This window comes from Bartonella sp. AP88HLJMH (assembly GCF_042195605.1).
Taxonomy (GTDB): Bacteria; Pseudomonadota; Alphaproteobacteria; order Rhizobiales; family Rhizobiaceae; genus Bartonella.
Window position 1 is genome coordinate 54,397 of record NZ_JBHIOR010000011.1, and the last position, 22,095, is coordinate 76,491.

Consider the following 22,095-nt stretch of genomic DNA (forward strand, 5'->3'; position numbering starts at 1 on the left):
TTCTAGAGATGATATTGATTGTTTTTATACGAAGTTAATAATAAAAGCGCTCTTCCTTTTTCACGATGGTTGCTTCATTCAAGTTGTTTTTCATAAGGTTCTGTATTATCTCATGAAAGAGCTATGAGTTTGCGAAAAATTCTCCGTTTCAAACTTTTCCCTATAAATGTGATAATCATCATACTACTTGTGATCTTATCCGCTAGATGAATAGATAAGTTTCTTCTTCCATAAAAATTATCTTGATAATGATTTAAAACATCAGGTTATTTTTTTGTTTATTTTACTTAATACATGCGTAAATAATGTAATTAAGAGTAGCGTTGATTATTTTTTTCTGTTATGCAGCAATCCGTTTTATTAAATTATATTCATGTTTATAAAGGGGGGGACAAAAATAAGTAAAATTTACTGATATTGACGCGCTATAATTTTTCCTAATAAACAAAAGAAGTCATTGAGTATATTATAGAAAATATTTCTTACATTTATATGATTTTATAGTCTTAAATAGTTAATGCCAGTTGTAATGGTACGCAAGGCAATAGGCTTTTTTCTTCAATTGGAATGTATAAGATCGCTTTTTTAGCATTTCTATTGGCTTTTAAAAAGTACAGGGGGACTTAAAGCTTTCTTTCTTTTCCGGTGGTTTAGAAATGATAAGAGCGCAATTAGTTGATTAAAAGCTGTATTCTTTCGTTTGCAGAGAATTTGCAATGGATATAGGCATGACGAATTTTGGGTAAGATATCGTGCTGCTTCTCGTTACCAAAAGGTTCTTGAAGGAAAAGAAATGATTAAAAAGCTTTTTGAGAATGTCAAGATATCAGAATTTTTGCTGAAGTTTTAACACTTCAAATACAAAGAGCTGCCGTGCAGATAATGTTACAAATGCAAGTCTGATAAATGAAAGGCAGTTTTCATGATTTAACATGTTTGCGTTGGAAGTGTACGTATTTGCAAAGGAAAGTAGACGCAAGGTCACAATATAGGAGGGGATGTGAACCCAAAGATATTGTTAATAAAATATTCGCGTACAGAAGTGGATTTTAAAATTTTTGAAAATGCACAATGAACCGAATGTACAATTTTAATCGGGTGCTAAATTGTGTCCTAAACTTTGTAAATTTGAAAAAGGGGAATTTATTGATGAATAAAGCCATTATTATAGCATTGCTGGTTTGTACTGGACTTTTCGTTGCTGGTTGCGAAAAAACTTACAGCGTAACGGAATTTAAGAAAGATCCCAAATTACTCAATCAGTGGTTAGAGAAATGTTTTATTGCAGGAAGTTTTGATTCAAAAAATTGTAAAAACGCAGAACAAGCTGAATTAGAAACTCGTAAAAAATGGGGAATTTTTGGCTCTGGAAAGGACGACCAAGAAAAAACTGAAGATAAAAAGGAAGGGAATTAAATTATGAATAAAGTCATTATTACAGCATTGCTGCTTTGTACTGGACTTGCCGTTACTGGTTGTGAAAAAACTTATAGTGTAAAAGAATTTAAAACAAATGAAAAATTATACGAGGAATGGGCAAAGAAATGTGAGAACGATGATTCACCGCTCAAATCCTCTCAAAATTGTAAAAACCTTCGACAAGCATATGTAGAACTTTTTTTAAGGCCCTAAATTGTGTCCTAAACTTTGTAAATTTGAAAAAGGGGAATTTATTGATGAATAAAGCCATTATTACAGCATTGCTGGTTTGTACTGGACTTGTCGTTTCTGGTTGTGAAAAAACTTATAGCGTAGCGGAATTTAAGAAAGATAAAACATTACTCGAAGAGTGGGCAAAAAAATGTGAAAAGCTGGATCAATCTTCTATGGAGAAATCTAAAAATTGCCAACATGCCAGACAAGCATATATGGAACTTATGTTTGGCATTCATTAAAAACATACAGTTCAATAAATAAGGAATTTTTAAGTTCTTGATTCTATTACATTTTTAGGCTCTCTCTAACTTTTAGAGAGTCTTTTTATGGCTTCAAGAATTAGTCGTTTACGATCAGTACTCTTTGTGTAAACGGATGCTATACTGTCATTTGTTCAGCCCAAAAGTGCTTTCAATTGTAGATAGTATTGCCTCCCAATGAGTTGTTATGTGTTACTGCTAATTTTTTTATGTTTTGGTTACATGTATTTAAAATATGAGATTAATCTATCTTTGGGGTGTTTTTTTTTGCGTTTATCACAAATAAATGTTTCATCACACTAAGATCGTCTTTAAGTGTTGCGGCTAATTTCGGAAAAATTAGGAGGAAACATTTGTTTGGAAATTACGTTCTCTGTTTTAATAAAGAGAAAAACATTCTGAATAGAATTATTATCGTTTCATACTCAAATGTTTTTCTCAAACTATTTTTAAAAAATTTCTTTTGATTTGAGAATATTATAACATTCGTTAAGTTGTGAGACAGTTTTGCTAGGATGGTTTTGCCGGATGTATGAGGAATTGAGCGTCCTCCACACCTTTTCATTTTTCCCCTTCTCTTTTCTGAGTTTGCAAGGTTTTCCCTTGTTATGTTTTATCTTAATTGTGTCGTAATATTATCATGTTGAGCGGTGGAGCTCATATAAAACTTTACGTATGAGGTGTTTTTTGTTCTCGAGTGTGTGATGAATGTTTTTTGAATAACACTTTGATTTATAAAAATAATTTAATTATTTTATACTGAATAAAGATCTCGAATATAGTAAGATTCTCTTATTCCAAATCTGTTCTAGGTTGAATCAATTAAAACCATCTGCTTGCACGTTACAAGCATGGAGAGCCGTGTGGATAAAAACTGTTGAAGAAAGAAGTAAAAATGCCTCTTATGAACGATCTCAAGTGCTAAAGATTGTTGCAACATTTGGGGCTGGAAAAGTGTGTGATGCTGCTGGTTTATTTTCTCATAAGGGTAAAGATGGTGTTCAATAGATTTATTATAAGCTTCATGAAATATTATCCTTTAGAATTGTGATATGCCCTGAAGGGGAAATTTACTCAATAAAGAGACAAATTATTTACAGATCATATCTGATAGAAAATTTCGTTTTTTAAGGTGGGAGTGAAGTTAAGATTCAAGATAGCGTGAAAAGACGGACACTGATGGTTAAAAATGCATACAAAAAGCAGAGTTTATACTCAAATAGTTGCAAGCGATGTTTGAAATTGGGTGTGTGGTTTATCTGTAGAATTAAAATTCTGCTTTGCTCTTATGTGAAATTAAGATGCTCATTTGCACAGATTATAAAAAGCCAAAAGAGTATGCTTAGTATATTTCTATTACGAGAACTAAAATAACAACAAAAGCATTGATGGTGATAATCAAGGTTGAATAAAGCATAGCGGCTTTTACGAGATCAGCCATAAAAACCTCTTTCTGTTCTTTTTGAGGTGATTTTATGAATAACAATATGTTACAATCTGTAATATATGCTGATACAACATATTCGGCAAGCTTAAAATCGTTCCTTTTTTTATAAAAGCTTAAGGAGTTGGAGTATTGTGAATCCTAAAAAAGAAAGCTTTAAAAGGACTATTGATTGATTTTGTAAGTTTTGTGTTGCTGGAAACTTTTTTATCCTGTTATGCTATAAAGCACTGTCATTTATAACGGTAATATAAGACATATAAGTTTTCTTGGAACGTTTAAGTATTTTTTAGTGTACGATGAATATTCGTAGGTTTATTTGTTGAGTCTTTCGTTTAAGTGAATCAGATGAGGGGAAAGTCAGGAGAAGATCGTTTGACAAAAATTCGGACTGCGTACAGAGCCGATTGAGTTAAGATCTTAGTCCTTTAAGGTGAGCGGCGGAAGATAAAAATGTTTTCTGATCGTTTATCTCATAGCAAGATTGGTTAATGCTGCTCTAATGGGGCATGTTTTGCACAAAAGTAAAGAACGCTCCAAAAGAAATATACTTATGTTGTATATTAGTATATTTGTATTGCATATTTATGTACTTGTTTTAAAGAAATATCTCTTAACGCACACGAAAGACATTTTACGATGACATTCGTAAATGGTATAACGGTAAATGTGAATAGTATAACAGTAAAGCTCTCGTGAAATAATATAAACTTTGAATAATATAAAAATCTATAAAATGCTATCATCTTTATACTTATGAAAGAGCAAGTCACAATCATCGTACGTTTGCTTCCAATGTTTATTATAGTTCTTGGCATTTGCTAAGGTTCATAAGAAGTCTTTTTCTTTCAGCGTATTTTATCAACACATCAGGGCGTTGTTTGTGATGTGCAAGCAAGTGATTTTAATTTATTCAACATGGAATAGATTTGAAATGTGATGATTATGAAAGAGAAGAGCTGCATTTAAAAGGTTGAAAACGAGAGAAAGATCGTAAACAAAAATTGTACCTTGATTATAAAATGATTGTTTCTCTGTTTTTATACCAGTAGCACATGTAAAGTCGCGATATTAAGAGCAAACTGTGTTATGGAATGAAATAATCTGTAAGAAGATGCTGTGAAAATTCTGAAAATATCAATGGGGGGAGCGTTAAGCATTATGCATTGGATAATATTTTGATTTATAGATGATAATCTATCGTTATTCAACTTGAATTAGATTCCTTAATACTGGAAATTTTTCATTCCAAATCTGTTTCGTGGTGAATTAACCAAAACAACGTCTTTTGCAGTTACAAGCAGGGAGCTCCCATGCGCAGAGAAATTGTACAAGAAAGGCCATGCTTTATGAACCGTCTCAAGTGCCAAGGGTATCAGAACATAAGGGGTTAGAAAAATATGTGATGGTGCTGGCTTGCTTCTTTTATTAAGCGTAAAGATGAAAAGTGCTCAATGGATTTTATACATGTCATGGAAGATTTATCATTATACCATTGATGGGCCGCGGTGCGAAATAGGCTTGGGTGCACTTAAGAGATATTTCTTTAAAACAAGCGCGTAAATATGCGATTGAAGACGTATCGAACTGATTGGCTAAGAAACTCTTGAAAAGGTTCAAAAAATCTTATATAGTCGTTCATTGCAAAGAAAAGCGAATGATAATTTAAAAAAGGAAGATTGATGGCTGTTTAGCTATTTGAAGGTGTCTTTTTTTTATATTGCTGTATGGCTGATCTGTTCAAAAGAACATTCTTTTTGTGTTTTATGCGAAATACTGCATGTGTGCAGAACGAGCATGGGAGAGGGGGGTGTCCTTTTGAATGGGTGCAAACTGATCTTGCCGGGCGCCATCTTATGGGGTGCAGGAAGGTATACAAGTTTAAGTGCAGAGAGAGCCATAAGGTTATGGAGGGTAAAGTGCTTCTATCAGTAAAATGCTGAAATTTTTAATGGGCTTACGTCCTTATATGCTGCAAGATGGGCTGCGGTTTTTTGTCGGCAGATATTTTTTGTGGCTGAAGTTGTCGTGAAAGCATTGTTATTTTCTGTTGAAGATGAGCTCGTGATAAAATCGGCAAGGCGAAATAGACAGAGCAAATATGGAAATTTCGATATTGCTGTAAGGTTTAAGTCTATAGCGTTTTTATGGATTAGTATAGCCGCAATGATGGTTTTGGAGCAAAGCAAGAAAAATATTTGAGAGAACGCGTTGAAAGTTGAAGTGGTATACGCTTTGAAGGATTGTCGTGCTGTTGTTTGAGCAATGTTTGCACCACGAGCTTGGTTGAGTGTATCAGCATTGAAGAGAACCTGTTTAATCTTCCTCATTTGAAAGTAAGATTGAACAATAGTGTTGAAGGGGAAGTAAAAATGTCTGTAGTGCAATATGGTGATGATAGTTTTGCGGCAAAAGCAAAAGTTCTTGATAACAACCTTATTGATCGTGATTGGGCGATGACAAAATTTGTTGCTGCTGTTAAAGGATTAGCTCAAGTTGTTGATTATGAAAGCAATATGCTAGAGAGTAGTGGTGTTCCAGATTACGAAGAAATAAATTTGCGTAAAATACGTGGTTTGCGTGATCTTAATAAATCCATGAGTGATGTGAAGCGCTATATGAATCAAGATATTGAGCATGAGGTTGAAAGTTTGTTGTCTGATTTACAAGAAAAATTACAGCGTAATAGTGAATTACTTCAAACACATTTAAATGCAGTTAATGATCTTTCTAGAGCTATACAGCTATCTGGACGTGCAAAAGAAATAGAGGAATAAATTCAAATCTGATTAATACGGGCTGTTCTAAGTAATGACAATGATTAGGTAGGGCAGTTGATTTAGATAAATAGTGCGTTTAGTGAGTAGACTTGTTTTAAGTGCATTTGGATATTTAAATTATTATCCTGATGTACTGTAAAATGCTGTTCTTAAAACAATGTCTTTTAAGGTGTCGTGATGTGAACCGCATGCTGTGGGAAGCTGGCTGGAAGAGGACTAAGAGAAGGCGGATTATTTACAGAGAATTGTTTGCAGACTAAGTCAGTAGGGAGCTTCATTTTTTAGTTTAGGGAGAGGCGCGATCAAGAGAATATTTAGACCAGCCTGTGATGCCTTAAAAACAGCTTCCTTGGGGTGTGGTAATGTAAGGTTTATACATTGAGTCTTTTGCTTGCATTTAGCAGATCTGGCAGCGACTTACTCTTCCTTGCTTTAAGGCAAAGTACTATCAGCGCTGGAGTGTTTCACGGCCGAGTTCGGGATGGGATCTGGTGCGTTCACTCCGCCATAACCACCAAGTCAGCAAAAAGCATGAATGATGAAGAGTATGTGATGAATATTGCCTATAAGCTTCATGGAATATTGTCCTTTAAAGTGTGGTGATATGACGCGGTTCGTTGTTTAAATCTATATGCTTGAGATAAAAATTAAAGCGGTTTATTATTTCCTTCTGCTGTTTTTAGTTTTTGTATGTCAGATTGGAGAGAGCATCCAGATCTGAGTGGATATAGTGCGTATATCTTTGTTGGCGTAATATTTGAAATGGGGAGGCAATCTCATTGGGAAAGAATAAAGAGGTAGAAATCAGCTTCCCTCTGTTCCGCCGTTCTTTAATTTAGCTTTATGTCTTTCAAAAGTATCTAAAGCACTATCTGTTAAATAATGAAGATTCCGCATTGTTTCACGCTTTTTTTATTGTGTTTTTTACTGCGGGCATGTCCTTCATGCACGACAAAATACTCAAAATAGAATGGATTTGTTATTCCTAATTCACGGCCTTGTTTTAAAGAGATATCTAAGCTCTCAAGTCTATTTCGTGATGGTGTTTGTGGGGCGGCGCAACGACATCTTTGATGCAACGGTGCTTGTGAATGGTATAATAAGAAAGTTCCCATCGAAATAATATAAAATCTATAGTGCGCGACCATCTTTATGCTTAATAAAAGAGCAAGTTGATATTGTTATATTTTTCAACACTGTCATATTCTTTGTTTGATCCCAATGTTGCTACAGCCCTTGGCACTTGAGATAGTTCATTAGAGGCATTTTTAATCCTTTCTTAATAGTTTTTTATCCCTATGGCTCTTCCCCCTTGTCACTTGTAAGAGATATGGTTTTTGTTGATTCAACATGGAACAGGTCTAAAATGAAAGAATCTGACGATATTCTGGATTCTCATTTAACATGGAAAACAATTAATTGTCTTTATAAATCAATATCTTGTCTTATAATGGAGCTGCTGTAGCATTGAGATTTTAGAGGAAAAACTTGCCTTTAAGAATTTATACCAGATACTAGTCTTTATAGCAGGTATATTAAATGTACATCATCTAAAATAAATGGAGCGTCCACAGCGAAGAAGGGGCTGACTTTTTTTAAATCGGCATAAATGCTTATTCTGTTGTGCTGTAAAAACATCATCGCTTGAGTTGTGGTGATAATATAAGACATAAAATTTTATGCATGGGGTATTTTGATGAGAGAATGTTATGGTATTTAGTTTTTTATTCAATATGCAAAAGAAATATTATAAGTCAAAATCTTCTTTGATGTGATAATGATTTTTGAGAATTAAAAAAATATATAAATTTAAATAAAAAAGCAGCACTTTGTGCTGCTTTTTTATTTAAGTTAAAATTAACTTCTGCTTTAGAAACGATAACGTATTCCGCCAGACAAATTGGTGCCAGATACACCGGCTTTTTGCAGTTTTTGCCGATAGCTGATATCGGCGTTTAGTACGATATTTTGAGAAAGATATGCATTCACCCCCATGCCTCCCTCAACTGAAGAGCCGGTAGGATCAACATGAAAGGTATCAGCAATTTTTATTGTTTTACCATCGCCAAAAGTTCTGATAACATTCATTTTACCATAGAAGGAAACAGCTTTGTTTTCTTCAACAGCCATTATCGTTTTTGTTAAACGTCCACCAAAACGGATCAACCATTGATGTGGATTGCCCATGTCTACTTTTAAGCCATTGGTATCTGAGAAAATATCAAACATGAGATTTTGATAAATGAATTGAGCTTGTGGTTCAAAGACAAGCCCTTTTGTATCGGTTGCTAATTTCTGACCAATGGTTGCAGATATATTAAGCATCTCGGTACCATCCAATTTTGCGGCATTCCCAACAAGAGCTGTGGTAATATTTCCTTTTAAGGTTCCGTAAGAAAGAAGAGCGTTGACATATATACCATTGCTATGCTGGATGCCGCTATAAGCGGTAAGTGACCATTTATCAAGCGTTGTCTTTTCAGAATCTTGCATCTCTTTTGGCGTAAAGGCAAGCTTTCCGTACGTTCCTAAAAGACCAAAATGTGCGCTTATGTCTTTGCTTTCTAAGGCGGCTAATATGCCCCCTAATTGTAAGGCAGTATAGTTTACATCAGCACCATAACCATAGTGCAGTGGATCGCGGTTGGAAGATAGGGTGACCTTCTCGCCGTAGGAAGAGAAAAAGATACCATTCTTTTTATTGTCTTTTGCCCCAAATACTGTTGTTTGCATATTGTCTAACAACGTGTTTTGATTGTTTACATCAGTAAATCCAGCAGAAAATAAAGTATTAGATATGGTTAAATAGTTTGCTACCTGTGGTAAAAGGGCTCGAACTTTTTTGTCTTTATCAATGTAGGCATTCTGTAAGCGGAAATCCCAGAAATCACTATTCTTCTTGCCAAAAAGATTTTGGCTCTCATGAGATGTTCCAGGCTTATAGCCTGTGAGTACATATTTATAAGGTTGTTTCCCTATTGTCATATAGTTTCCTGCTAACGTGAAGGAATTTTCGTTTGCTTGTCCGGAAACTTGAATGATTGAAATCCCATGTGTCCCTAAAGGAAGTGAAGCCATCGTCTCTTCCCAAACAGCAGAGCTATCGGTTTGGAGATTGATGTGAACAACAGTACTTCCTGAGACATCACCATTAATCACAATGCGATCAGTTTGTTGTTCCGTGATAGGAGAATGTTTATCCCATTGAGTGTTTACATAAATCTCTGCAAGACCCGCTGTACTATAAACCGCTGCTGTGTGAGTTGTTTCGTCTTCTTGCGAAAGATTAGGTCCTATAAACAGAGTTTGATAATGTCCCTCAATGGGCTTGTCAAACATAATGGCACTGTTTGTAAGGTGCAATTCAGAAAGATTAGAGTATGATTTTTCATCAACACCAAACTGTCTATAGTCATTTAAAATATTATCATTATTTGTGGCATTTTTATTCGCCTTTACAAGCCATTTCGTCCCCTCTTTTAGATCAAAAACTGTTCTATTATCTTTAGAAGTTCTTACCCGACCTTCTAAAGAAGAGTGGTCTGAAACTAATGTAATAGTGTTTGTGGAGGCACTTTCGTTCTTGATATTTTTTAATAAAATATCGGCATGGACTTCTGAATTTTTAAGGTTGACTTCTCCGTCTACGCCTGTTCCATAAAGGTTGATACCGCTACCATGTTCAACAAAAAGCTTTGTATTCTCTAGGATTACTTTATCTTTATTAGGAATAGCTTGTTCTTGAACGGCATTGGTGTTCCTTTCAGCATTGCGTGTATATCGTTTTCTAGGGGCATTATACGGATTGTTGCGGAAAATAATACCGTCTGCTTCATAATTTCCCGTGACATGGACGCTTGAATCCTTAAGTTTGATTGTGCCCTCTATGTTTACCAAACCAGCTGTTTCTGCTGTTACAGTAATGCCTGTAGCATCAATTTCTCCACCATCTGATACGCTTAGTGCAACAAAACGCGCATCAACTGTTCCCCCTATCATGTTGACTTTTGAATTATTTCCCTCTGCATGTACAGCAAAACCATTGTCTTGAATTTTTTTGTTATGTAGCGTTATGATCTTACCGTTTTTAGCTTCAACTCCAGCGCTTATATCCTCAATTTGTGTAGACTTTTCAGGTTGTTTTATTGGTGATATTGGTTTTTCAATCTCTGATTTTTCAGATATTTTTTGTGCAGATGAAGATTGCACTGGCGCTGGTTTTGCAGAGCTTGGTGGTAGCAGTAATGTTGGTTTTTCAGTTTCTACTCTTAAAGATATTGGCTGTGCGAGTTCTGGTTCATTAGATGTTGGTATTTGCTCTGTTGTTGGTTTTGTAGGTTCCGTTCTTGTAGGTTCAGACTTTGTAAGTGCTGGTTGTAAATTCGGTGAAGGTTGTGTAGGTTCTGGCTGTGAAGACACAGCAGAATTCGATAGTGTTTTTTCGCTGGAAGAGTCTGCAGAAGAGGAGGGCGCCCCTGAACGTCTTCTAGATTTTGCTTCCATTCCTGTTGTTGAAGATTGTATAATAGGAGTGTTTTGTGTTGTAGGGTTAGATTGTACACCTTCTGTAACTTTAGTCTTTGGTGTTTGTGTACTTCCTTGACTAAGATCAGAGTTTTGTTTTGAAGAAGAAATTATATTTCCAGCTGAATTTCCTTCAAGTTGTGTTTTGGGAGGTAGAGTGCTTGTAGAAGTAGGCGTTGTAAGTTTACTTCCTGTAGAAATAGGGCTTGCGCTCGTTCTTGTGGAGCTAGGTGCTGTAGGGGGAAGGAGGCCATTAGGGGTTGAAGATGGATATGGTGGCATAACTTGCCCGATTCCATCATATAGATCTTTATACGGATCAAAAACTCCGGATAGATTTATTTGTGACTTGACACGAGCAGGTTGTAGAGAAGAAGAATCTATCGTTGTTGATGGATTTGTACTATGAATAGCATAAGACATACTGGTGGAAGAACAAAACAGAACTCCAGAAACTGTGTATAGTAAGAAGCTTTTTTTCATATGGATGTATTCCTAAAATATTTCTCCCCTCTCTCATAAAAAATAAAACTTTGGCCTCATTATGTCTCTTTTGTAAGAGACAAAACGAAACATAATGAGAGCGCGTTATATTTCAAGATAGGAATACAAGTATTTTTAAAAGTGATAGCGCATTCCAGCGGCAATATTTATTGCAGAGATGCCAGCTTTTTTGAATTTATGTTGATAGCTGATATCACTATGAAGCTCTATATTTTGCGATAAGTGCGCCTGAATACCAAAACCACCTTCAATTAAAGATTCCATAGCAGCAAGCGAAAAGTTTTCACTAAAAGTTTTGATCATGTTCAGTTTTCCGTAGAAGGAAAGGGCATGGCCTTTGTTTTGTGTCAAACGTCCACCAATACGGAGCAACCATTGATGAGGTTTGCTTATGTCTATTTTAGAGTTATCGTCATCTGAGAAAGAGCTCCTATCTGATAAAGAACCAAGCATGAGACGTTGATAAACAAGTTGTGCTTGCGGTTCTAGGATTACACCTTCCAAACTGGTTGACAGTTTTTGACCAACAGTTGCAGCGGCTCCTAATGTTTTACTATTCTTCACTTTTGAGGTATGTTTGATGAGAGCTGTAGCGTGATTTTCTTTGAAAATTCCATAAGAGAGAAATGCACTTGCATAGATGCCACTGTCATGCTGAATATTTCCATATGCGGTGAGTGACCATTTATCAAACATATTTTTTTGAAAGCTCTCCTTGTTTTTAGGAGTAAAAGATAATTTCCCATATGTTCCGAAAAGACCAAAGTTGCTGCTGATATTTTGATCTTTTAGCGCTATTAATGTTGCTCCTGCTTGCAATGCAGCATAGCGAATATCTGCTTGAACCTTGGAAGAAAAGGTGCTTTTATTGCCATAAGAGGATAAGAAAACGCCTCTTTCTGGATGATCTTTGGGCTCAAACATTGTTATTTGCATATTGTCTAACAAGATATTTTGATTGTTGACATCACTAAACCCGACAGCAAACATCGCGATAGGCATGACTAAAGAGCTTTCTTCTTGTGGTGTAAGAATTGTGCTTTTTGCTGTCCCATTAAGAGAAGTAGAAGTTGCAGTTGCTTTATCATCATCTGTAAGTTTAGAGGTGCTCTCTGTAGCCGCGGTAGCAGTATTTCCAACCTTTGGGAGCAAATTCATATGCGCTTTTTCGGATGGAAGAGTCGTTTTCGATGCTGAGGAAGTGGTGTTTGTTTGGGGATCAATATCAGATTGCGAATTTTCATTTATTTTAGGCTGTCTCATTCCATGATCTGTTCTTGTGAATGAAGTGTCCGTTGGAGGAGGGGATGTTTTTTCTTTTCTCTCCACGTTGGTTATTCCATTATTGTTCAAAGTCTCTAATACTGCTTTGCGTAAAGTATTGGAAAGTTCCTTGTTTTGTCCTTGTAAAGCACTATCCACTTGTGCTGCTTTATGTAATATTTCTGCTTTATTTTGCAGTTCAGACCAATTATGATTGTCTTGGCTCACCCATTCTTGGCGTGCAGCATTAACACGCCGTTGGTTATCGGCATCAAGAATTTTTGCTGCCTTTGCGGCATCGGAAACTGCTTTGTCGTAGCCACGTAATAAATTTTCTCTTGTTTTTAATCGATTCTGACGTAATTGTCCAAGTTTTGCTCTGGCTTGCATCATGATTTGCATATCTTGATGGTGTTTGTTTGCCATGGCTTGGGCACGTATATTATCCATTTCACGGTTCACCACGTTTATATGAGCACCAGAACCATAACGACCTGCACCTGCAAAAGAGCTGTTAATCGTATCTCTTACACGATCCATATGATTTTCAAGTGCTTGGTTGAAGTGCGCATTATCTTCCATCATGGCGCCAGAGGCTATCTTTTCAAGATTTTTTTCTGCTTGTGTTGGTGTGTTTATTAAATCAATAGCATGGCGATATTGTTCAGGTAATTTCATAATCCCTTCAATGGCATGGCGTTCCTGGGGGCTTAGAGCAGAGGCGGTGCTGGTAGATGTGAAATTAAAAGAAGAAAAAAATAAAGCACAAGCGGCTGTACATAACAAAAGATTCTTATGCATAGAGATGTTCCTTAAGATATTTTCTTTATTTTGCTAAAAATGAACCACTTTTTGACACATTACGGTTTTTTGTAATGTAGTTAAGCAGCACTGTTTTCATCTCAGCGCTGCTTATGCGTTAAAATAGAGAGCTAAGATTTCTAAAAGCGATAACGCATTCCTCCGGAAAAATTAATTCCAGAGAACCCGGCTTTTTGAAGTTTATGTTGGTAATTAATGTCAGCATGAAGTGCGATATTTTTAGAAAGCTGCGCGTTAATGCCAAGCCCACCTTCAAGGGAAGAGCCCATAGAATCGAGATGGAAAGATTCCATAACATCGATAGTGCGCTCCTCACCAAAAGCTTTGATGACATTCAATTTACCATAAAAAGAAAGAACACGATCTTTTTCAATAGGAAGCATTGTTTTTGTTAAACGCCCTCCAATACGGACCAACCATTGATAAGGGGGCTTTATATTAACTTGGAAGCCATCAATATCTGAAAGAGTGCCAAAGGCAATATGTTGATAAATAAGTTGTGCTTGTGGTTCAAAAGACAGCCCTTCAACACCAGTTGCTAGTTTTTGTCCAACGGTAGCTGATATATTTAATGTATCCGTATTGTTTAATTCTGTGGTGTTGCCGATAAGGGCTGTTGTAATATGTCCGTTTAAAATGCCGTAGGAGAAAAGTGCATTAATATAGAGACCATTGTCATGGTGGAGATTCCCATATACCGTAAAGGACCATTTATCCAGTATGCTTTTGTCAGAACCTTCCATGTCCTTTGGCGTAAAAGCGAGCTTTCCATATGTGCCTAAAAGACCAAGATTCGCGGTTATATTTTGATTTTCTAACGTTGTTAATGTCATGCCTGCTTGTATAGCAGCATAGTGAACATTAGCACCATAACCATATTCCAATGGACTACGGCTGGAAGATAACGTCATCTTGTTGCCATAAGTCGATAAAAATATCCCTTTTTGTTTATGGCCTTCTAATCCAAAAACTGTTGAGTGCATATTATCTAACAGTGTATTTTGATTGTTTATATCAGCCAAGCCAGAGGAGAATATTGCATTATGCATAACCAAATAGCTTGCCATTTGAGGAACAAGAGCTTTGATTTTTCCTTCATCATCAAGAGTCGCATTTTGTAGACGGAAATCCCAAAACTCTTCACTTTCTTGCAAGAGACTTTGCTGTTTGTCAGCTCTCCCACGGCTGGATGTTGGTCCATAGCCATTTAATACATATTTATAGGGCAATCCACCCATTGTAGTGTAGCCATTTGCCAGCGTGAAGGCGGCTTCCTCTGCTTTTCCAGACACCTGAACAAGTGAGAGACCACGCGCATTCAAAGGAATTGAAACTTCATCATCATCGAATGGTTCTGCACGCTTTGAAAGATTGTTGAAATAGATCGTTGTGGTGCCTGAGACATTACCATGAACGAGAACACGGTCAGTTTTTTGTTGTTCTTTTATAAGACCATTACTCCATTCGGTATTAAAGTAAATCCTTGCGTTGCCCAATGCATTGTAAACCGTTGTTGCATCGAAGCTTCTGTTTTGCTCTGCTTTCGCAGCTTCAGCTGTTGGCTGTTTTCCCACATGCAAGGTTTGATATTGATTGTCTGCTAGTTTATGCGGCGCATTAAATATAATAGAGCTATTATTAAGGTTCAATACTGAGACAATAGACTGTGCACGTTGTTTAATATCAGTGAGCAAGTATCCTTTAGAGCTGTCAAATTCTTTGTCTACTTCAAATTGACTAATCTTTAGGGACCACTTGCTGTTATTGTTGAGAGTAAAAATCGTTGTATTTTGAGGTAAAGTCTTTGCTCGTCCTTCTATAATCGAATTGTCAGCGCTTAATATAAAAGTGCGAGGATCGATATCTTTTGAGTTTTCTGGGATTTTATTTTTTAATAATATATCAGAACGAATTTCTGAACTTTTAAGTTCTACCTCAGCAACAGATTTTGCATAATCTGGTCCTAGAATACCAATACCATTTTCAACAAGAAGTTTTGTGTTGGTAAGAATTGCTTTATTGATAACTTTTTCGCCCTCTTTTACTTGGGAACTTGGGATGTAATCAAAAAGGATACCACGACTTTTGTGATGTCCGGAAACATTTATGATTGAATCTTCAATATGGATGATGCCGTTTGAAATTTCTAAACCACGGGAATTTGATTTTCCTACAGTTTTTTTAGCATGAATACGTCCACCTGTTGTTGCGGTAAATAAATTTGAGTCTGAACGCATTGTTGAATTTGTAATGGTGATAAAGGCTTTGTCATCAGCAACCACTGTTGTATATGCGCTGCGGATAAAAACGTTATTAAAGGTTTTTTCTTCTCCTGCTTTATCCGCACGAGCCATAACCATTGTAGGAGCTGATGTATTTGCATAAGTTGAACCGAAATGAGAAAAAATCAAAGTTCCAGCAATTGTACATAACAAAAAATTTTTCTTATAAATATATTTCTTACACATAGATATGCCTTTAGTATTTGGTATGCTTTGATGCTTACTTCATTCCCCTGATGGCGCAAGTACCCAGACAGTTTCTATATCATTATGTTTTTATTGTAAACAACAAAACGAAACATTGCGTCGTGTTCTTTATCGTTTAAAAAATGATTTTAGAAGAGCTTTTAAAATAGAGATTGCAGTTAGAAACTATGAATTGCAGAAAAGCTAGATTGATCAGTATTCCGTTTAAAAGTGTTAAGAAACAAAATATTTTGCAAGGATGTTTGTTGCTTAAGGCTGTTGTTATGGAAACTCTACAAAGTTTTTGGAGAAGCTGTTGTTGTGTGCTTACAAAAAGCTTTTAATTGATTTTCTTACACAGAGAATTATTTATTACGTGTTTTAAAATACAAAAAAATTTATTAAAAGCATTTGATTTTTATAAATCAAAAAGGCAGCTCTCTTGAGAATTCAGTATTCATTTAGAGATAACAGATTTTATTACATTTGGTTTGAGTGAGATTAATTGGCTCAAGAAAGGTGGTAGAAAGAATAGTTGTTAACGGTTCTTTCCGATAGATTGTAAAAAGGCAGCACATTTGCACTGCCTTTTATTAAAATGAATAGAATATAAATTGTTTTTTGCGTTTTCTTAAAACTGATAGCGTATTCCACCTGAAAAGCTTGCTCCAGATATACCAGTTTTTTGAAGCTTATATTGATAGTTAACATCAGCATGAAGGGCGATATTTTGTGATAATTGCGCATTTACACCAAATCCACCTTCAAGGGCAGCTCCTATAGAATCAAGGTGGAATGGTTCACCAATCTGTATCGTACCATTGTTAGAAAAAGCTTTAACAACGTTTAGTTTACCATAGAAAGAAAGAATACCGCCGTTTTCAATAGAAAGCTTCGTTTGCGTTAAGCGTCCACCCACACGCACTAAGTATTGAGAAGGATTTCCCATATCCACATCAAAGCCATCGACATCTGAGAGTGTGCCAAGCATGAGGCGTTGATAAACAAGTTGTGCTTGTGGTTCAAAGACCAATCCTTTCTTACTGGTTTCGAATTTTTGTCCAATGGTTGCTGATGCACTGAATGTATCAGCATTTTTCAATTCTGCAGTCTTTCCTATGAGAGCTGTGGTGATATCTCCCTTGAGCATTCCATAGGAGAAGAGCGCATGGATGTATATCCCATTATTATGGCGCAGCCCACTATATGCAGTAATTGACCATTTATTGAGTGTACTCTTGTCAGCACCTTCCATGTCTTTAGGGGTGAAAGCTAATTTCCCATATGTCCCCAAAAGACCGAAATTGGCGGTCATATTTTGATCTTCTAGAGCTGCTAATGTAATGCCTGCCTGTAAAGCTGCATAGTGAATATCGGCACCATAGCCATATTGTAATGGCGTACGGTGAGAGGATAATGTCATCTTATTTCCATAAGTTGAGAAGAAGACTCCTTTGTTTTTATGATCTTTTGTCTCAAAGGTGTTTTCCTGCATCGAGTTGAGTAAAGTGTTTTGATTGTTTATATCAGCCAGTCCAGCTGAGAATAGTGCGTTAGGCATGGACAAATAGCTTGCCACTTGAGGAACGAGAGCTCTGATCTTTCCTTCATTATCGAGAGTCGCATTTTGCAAGCGAAAATCCCAGAAATTCTGATTTTTTTCCAAGATGTTTTGTGCGTTGTTTGCTTGTCCAAGGGATGATGAACCGGTATTTTGCGCTTCTTTCTCTTTTGGTGAAACACCTTCAATCATTGTTCCTGATGCTGATATCGTGTAGATTGTGTAGTCTTTGAGGGTATTTTCTTTTGATTCTTGTGATATTCCGCTAAAATGACTTTGTGTGCTATCGGCTGTCCCATGGCTGGATGTTGGACCATAGGCTTTGAGTATATATTTATAGGGCAATCCCCCCATTGTGGTGTAGCCGTGTGCAAGTTTGAAGGAATCTTCATTTGCATTTCCAGAAACTTGAATGAGTGAAAGACCACGCATATTCGAAGACACAGAATCTTCAGCTTTTAATATCTCACCTTTCGCAAGGTTCTTGATATGGACTGTTGTGCTGCCTGATACATCACCATGTATAAGGAGGCGGTCAGCTTTTTGCTGTTCTTTTACTAGACCATCACTCCATTCAATATTAAAATAAATTTTTGCATCGCCTGTGGCATTGTAAACTGTATTATAAGTGCTTTCTATATCGGGGATTGTACTTCCCTGAGGTCTACGAACCTCAGCTGTTCGCCCTACATACAAGGTATGATAATGATCTTTTTCCCGCCCTTGTGGTGTCTTAAATATGATAGAACTATTATTAAGATTCAGTACTGAAACGGTAGAAAGGGCTCGTTGTTTAATATCACTGAGCTCATAGTTAAACACATTAAAGTCAGTATCGACTTCCTCTTGAGAGGTCTTTAAGTACCATTTGCTTTTGTTATTCAGAGTCAAAACCGTTGTATTGACTTTTAAAGTTCTTGCTCGTCCCTCTATTGTTGAATTATCAGCGGTTAATGCTAAAGTTACAGGAAGAGTATCGTTGTCATAATATTTACGTTTCGTTTTATTTCTCAATAATACGTCAGATCGAATTTCTGAGTCTTTAAGTTGAACTTCAGCAACGGCTCTTGAGCAGTAGGGACCAAGAATACCGGTACCGTTTTTCACAAGAAGTTTTGTATTGCTAAGAACAACCTTATTGACAACTTTTTCTCCACTTTTCAGTGAAGAATCTTTTGTTTCATAAAAAATGATACCACCGGCACCTCCTCGTTGGACGGTTATGGTTGAATCTTCAACGTTGATTATACCATTCTTTGTTTCTAAACCTTTGTATACTGTATTTGCTTTAATTTCTTTAGCATGAATGCGTCCACCTTCTGATACAGAAAGTGCAGACATTTCCGTGTGTATTGTTGATTTTACAATTGTGATAGCTGCTTTATCATGCGCTAATATTCCAGGTCCTTTATCGCGGACAAGAACATTATTTAAAGTCTTTTCTTCTCCCTTATTTAATTCAATTTTCCCCAAAATTTCAGGAGTTTCAGGAGCCGATGTATTTGCATAAGTTGAACCGAAATGAGAAAAAATCAAAGTTCCAGCAATTGTACATAACAAAAAATTTTTCTTATAAATATATTTCTTACACATAGATATGCCTTTAGTATTTGGTATGCTTTGATGCTTACTTCATTCCCCTGATGGCGCAAGTACCCAGACAACTTCTATATCATTATGTTTTTATTGTAAATAACAAAACGAATTATATTGGTGGTCTACTCTATGATTTGAAGTTTTGCTTCAGAAAAACTTTTTTCATGATCATAAAAAGTCGAGAAAAGTAGATTTCATAAAACCTAGCTTGGTTAAGCTTATGCTAAAAGCACTATGAAGTATGATATTTAAAAATTGTCTATTAAAGATAATCGCTATAAAAAGCTCTATAGCGTTGAGATGTATTATTTGATGCACTCACCAAAATGATCAGCAAATTTTCTCTGCTATAAGAAGAAGAGATGAGGGGGCTATTCACAGGCTTTCTTTAAAGAGGCTAAGGGTACCAAAGTCCATTTTTCTAAGGAAGCACAGCCCATTTCGCGATGGTGTTCATGAATGCTATAACGCTAAAGCCATAGAGTTCCATCATCTTTACGCTTACGAAGGAGCAAGCCGATAACCTTTACGCTTAATAAAAGAGCAAGCCCATCACACACTTTGCCAGCTCCCAATGTTTGTGACAAGCCCTTGGCACTTGAGGCAGTTCATGAGAGGAATTCTCAGGCTTTTCTTATATAACTTTTCTCCACACGCCAGCCCTGCTTGTAACGTGCAAGAAAATTTTTAATTGTTTCAACATAAAACAAGTTTGAAATGAGAGAATCCTACGATATTAGGGACTCTCATTCAACATGGAAAACAAAAAATTATCTTTATAAATCAATATACTGTATGGAATTAGAGGGATAAGCATTGTCAAAATGGTTTGCCTAAAAACGGTACATGGACATATAAATGAATCCTTACAGGGTGGTGTTAAGCTAATGGATTGAAGAAACAGGAGGATAAACATAGAAAAGGTATGAAGAGAGAGTTTCTTTTATCATTATCTTTTCCAATGTAGTCTTCTTTTTATTATCTAAAAATACACTTTGCTTAGCTTTATAGACAAATTCGATAATGAATATGCCGCGTGACTCGTGTAAATAGGAGGGAAGGAGATCATTGAGGAGAAAAGAAAAAAGTTTCAGGGGATAAGAATAGTAGCTTACATAGATTAAAAAGGCAGTATGTATACTGCCTTTTTTGTTAAATTGAATAGAATGAATAGGCTATTTACAGACTTTCCTTAAAACTGATAGCGTATCCCTCCTGAAAAGTTTGTTCCGGATATACCAGTTTTTTGCAGCTTTTTTCGATAGTTTATATCACCATGGAGGGCTAAACTGCGAGACAATTTTGCATTGATGCCAAGCCCTCCTTCAATAGAAGATCCTGTAGGATCAAGGGGAAAGGTGTCGCCAATCTGTACTTTACCATCATCACCAAAAGTTTTGAGAAAGTTCACTTTTCCATACAGAGAAATGACACGGTTCTTTTCTGTGGAGGTAGTAGTTTTTGTCAAACGTCCACCAATGCGTACTAACCATTGATAAGGTTCACCGATATCAACTTTAAGATTATCAGCATCAGAAAAGGCATTAAAGATTAGACGCTGGTAAACAAGTTGTGCCTGGGGTTCAAACGTGAGGGCTTTAATACCCGTTGTGAATTTTTGACCTATTGTTGTTGAGGCAATTAACATTTTTATATCATCGACTTTAGTGGTACTGTTAGCGATGGCTGTAGAGATATTTCCTTTCCAGATCCCATAAGAGAAGAGTGTATCCATATAGAAACCGCTATTATGCTCTATACCGCTGTAGGCTGTGACTGCCCATTTGTTAAGCGTACTCTTGTCTGCATCTTCTATATTTTGGGGGGTGAGGGATAATTGAGCATAGGTTCCGGTAAGACCCCAATATAGGATTGTATTTTGGCTCTTTTGTGCAGAAGCTGTAAAACCTGCTTGTGTAGCAGCATAGCGAATGTTTGTGTTATAGCCATATTGTTGTGACGATAGGGTTGCGATACTTCCATAGGAAGAGAGAAAGAATCCATTTTTTTTGACGTTATCTTCGATCCCTATAGCTGTTGTTCTCAGATCAGCTAACAGAGTACTTTGTTGAGCCATATCGATAAAACCAGCGTAGAAGAGAGCATTAGGTACGGCCAAATAGCTCGCTACTTGTGGTAAAATAAATTTCTGCAAACGGAAATCCCAGAAATTATCATTTTCTCCCAACAGGTTTAGTGTTTCATTTGCAGCACCATAGCTGGATGTTGGTCCATAAGCGGTAAGCCTATATTTATAAGGTGAACCAGTTGCTTGGATATAACCATTGGCTAATTTGAAGGAATTTTCATCTGCTTTCCCGGAAACTTGAATGAGCGAAACTCCACTGGTATTAGAAGAAGGGTGAAAAGCTTCTGTTATATTATTGCTATCTTTGAAATCACTCATAACATAAACTGTTGTTGTACCTAAGACATCCCCTTGGATCAGAAGTCGATCATTTTTTTGATCGATTATATCAGAGCTCTCAACAGATCCAACATTAAAAGAAATCTTTGCGTCACCAGAAGCATTGTAGACTGCTTGCGTGTCTGGTTTCCCAGAACCTATATGCAATGTATGATAATGGTTTTCTGTCGGCTGTTGAAAAACAATGGAACTATTGTCGAGATTAAGTATAGAAACATCAGAATGAGATCTTTGGGCAATATCAAGTAACTTGCCCGCATCATCTTTTTCTTTTGTGCTAGTGTTTACGAACCATGTTGTATCGTTTTTGAGATCGAAAGTTGTTCTGCTGTTTCCGTCATTTCTTACTCCCCCCTGTAAGAGAGAGTTTTCTGCGGTGAGTGTAAAGATTTGATCAGGTTTTGGCGTATCATGAGTTATACCCACGAATAACCTGTCGGCACTGATTTTTGAATCTTTGAGGTTGAGTTTACCATTTGATGAATTGTTGGCAACAATACCCGTTCCATCTTCGACAAAAAGGTTTGTATTGGTCAGGTTGATTCTTGAAGTCTGATCGTTTTTGGAGTCATCAATGCTTATCCCATTGCACTGTGCTTTCGCAGAAATATCTGTGACATCAATATATCCGCCATCTTTTAAGACAAATGCAGCTTCTTTTGCTTTTACAGTTCCTCCAGTCATTGTGATTTTAGATTGTTCACCATCTGCATGAAGCCCATTATTTTCAGATGTTACTATAACATTATCATTTAAAGTAATTGTGCTGCCTTGCTTGGCTTGTACCTC

11 protein-coding genes and 1 rRNA gene are annotated in these 22,095 nt (G+C 36.3%); 6 read left to right on the forward strand and 6 right to left on the reverse strand.

Going from position 1 to position 22,095, the window contains the following annotated elements; all coding sequences use genetic code 11:
• Positions 1–1,149 precede the first annotated feature (1,149 nt).
• The 6 genes from ACFIMA_RS06480 (at position 1,150) to ACFIMA_RS06505 (ending at position 6,137) form a co-directional block, all read left to right on the forward strand.
• The gene (locus tag ACFIMA_RS06480; protein ID WP_375627920.1) at positions 1,150–1,416 is read left to right on the forward strand and encodes an EexN family lipoprotein; all 267 of its coding nucleotides are present in this window, start codon (positions 1,150–1,152) and stop codon (positions 1,414–1,416) included.
• Positions 1,417–1,419: 3 nt separating this feature from the next.
• Complete coding sequence (locus ACFIMA_RS06485) at positions 1,420–1,632, forward strand: EexN family lipoprotein (RefSeq protein WP_375621543.1); 213 nt, start codon at positions 1,420–1,422, stop codon at positions 1,630–1,632.
• A 44-nt stretch (positions 1,633–1,676) separates the two neighbouring features.
• A complete protein-coding gene (locus ACFIMA_RS06490) occupies positions 1,677–1,895 on the forward strand; it encodes an EexN family lipoprotein (RefSeq protein ID WP_375632444.1) in 219 nt (72 codons plus the stop codon).
• 882 nt (positions 1,896–2,777) lie between these two features.
• Complete coding sequence (locus ACFIMA_RS06495) at positions 2,778–2,924, forward strand: hypothetical protein (RefSeq protein WP_375653175.1); 147 nt, start codon at positions 2,778–2,780, stop codon at positions 2,922–2,924.
• A gap of 2,449 nt (positions 2,925–5,373) precedes the next feature.
• Positions 5,374–5,562: a hypothetical protein gene (locus tag ACFIMA_RS06500; RefSeq protein ID WP_375693237.1), complete on the forward strand. Its 189-nt coding sequence runs from the start codon at positions 5,374–5,376 to the stop codon at positions 5,560–5,562.
• A gap of 170 nt (positions 5,563–5,732) precedes the next feature.
• A complete protein-coding gene (locus tag ACFIMA_RS06505) occupies positions 5,733–6,137 on the forward strand; it encodes a flagellar protein FlgN (protein ID WP_273790974.1) in 405 nt (134 codons plus the stop codon).
• A gap of 407 nt (positions 6,138–6,544) precedes the next feature.
• Here ACFIMA_RS06505 and rrf read toward each other — a convergent pair.
• The 6 genes from rrf to ACFIMA_RS06535 form a co-directional block, all read right to left on the reverse strand.
• Positions 6,545–6,659 (reverse strand): 5S ribosomal RNA (gene rrf, locus ACFIMA_RS06510).
• Positions 6,660–8,009: 1,350 nt separating this feature from the next.
• Positions 8,010–11,147, reverse strand: a complete 3,138-nt coding sequence (locus tag ACFIMA_RS06515; protein ID WP_375693238.1) for an autotransporter outer membrane beta-barrel domain-containing protein — start codon at positions 11,145–11,147, stop codon at positions 8,010–8,012.
• 135 nt (positions 11,148–11,282) lie between these two features.
• Positions 11,283–13,232: an autotransporter outer membrane beta-barrel domain-containing protein gene (locus ACFIMA_RS06520; RefSeq protein ID WP_375693239.1), complete on the reverse strand. Its 1,950-nt coding sequence runs from the start codon at positions 13,230–13,232 to the stop codon at positions 11,283–11,285.
• A 140-nt stretch (positions 13,233–13,372) separates the two neighbouring features.
• On the reverse strand, positions 13,373–15,721 hold the full coding sequence (locus ACFIMA_RS06525; RefSeq protein ID WP_375693240.1) for an autotransporter outer membrane beta-barrel domain-containing protein: 2,349 nt from the start codon (positions 15,719–15,721) through the stop codon (positions 13,373–13,375).
• Positions 15,722–16,352: 631 nt separating this feature from the next.
• The gene (locus ACFIMA_RS06530) at positions 16,353–18,875 is read right to left on the reverse strand and encodes an autotransporter outer membrane beta-barrel domain-containing protein (RefSeq protein WP_375653141.1); all 2,523 of its coding nucleotides are present in this window, start codon (positions 18,873–18,875) and stop codon (positions 16,353–16,355) included.
• A gap of 1,195 nt (positions 18,876–20,070) precedes the next feature.
• Positions 20,071–22,095 (reverse strand): autotransporter outer membrane beta-barrel domain-containing protein (locus ACFIMA_RS06535; RefSeq protein ID WP_375693241.1); only part of this gene is annotated, 2,025 nt, incomplete at its 5' end.